Genomic DNA, 427 nt, shown 5'->3' with positions numbered 1-427 from the left:
GTTTAGCGCTTTTTACGTCAGCCGGGAGCGCATCAGCATCCAGCCGGTAAAGAGGGATGTCATGACGGCCGCTGTAACGGGCGGCCCACACCATGGCGCCTTTCCCGTCCTCAACATACTTTGAGCCCAGTGGCTCAATGATGGCCCAGGGTTTTGACAGCGCGCGCCGGTAATCCAGAATTTCCCGGGCCATTTCCCTGACCTCGGGGACGTAATCAATGTCATTTTCAGCGATGCGCTGCAGACGTTTATTACTGATCATTCAGTTGCTCCTGCAAATTTTCAGTGGACCCGAGAGGCTTTTCAAAACCTGACCGGCATCAGTCCCCATATCTTTACAATTTTTAACGGCCCTGAAACTTGCAAAGCCTCAGTCTGCGACTAATCTGGGCGGACCAGTGAAAAAAGTAAAAGCCTGCGAATAATT

General features: G+C 51.8%; 1 protein-coding gene. It reads right to left on the bottom strand.

Features of this window, described 5'->3' with window-relative positions:
* Nucleotides 1–262: hypothetical protein (locus tag QMM04_RS23155; protein WP_282997240.1), on the bottom strand; the 262-nt coding region annotated here is incomplete at its 3' end.
* Nucleotides 263–427 lie beyond the last annotated feature (165 nt).

The organism is Pantoea sp. Pa-EAmG, from assembly GCF_030024295.1.
In the GTDB taxonomy this organism is placed as follows: Bacteria; Pseudomonadota; Gammaproteobacteria; order Enterobacterales; family Enterobacteriaceae; genus Pantoea; species Pantoea dispersa.
This window is presented reverse-complemented; position numbering and strand designations above follow the sequence as displayed.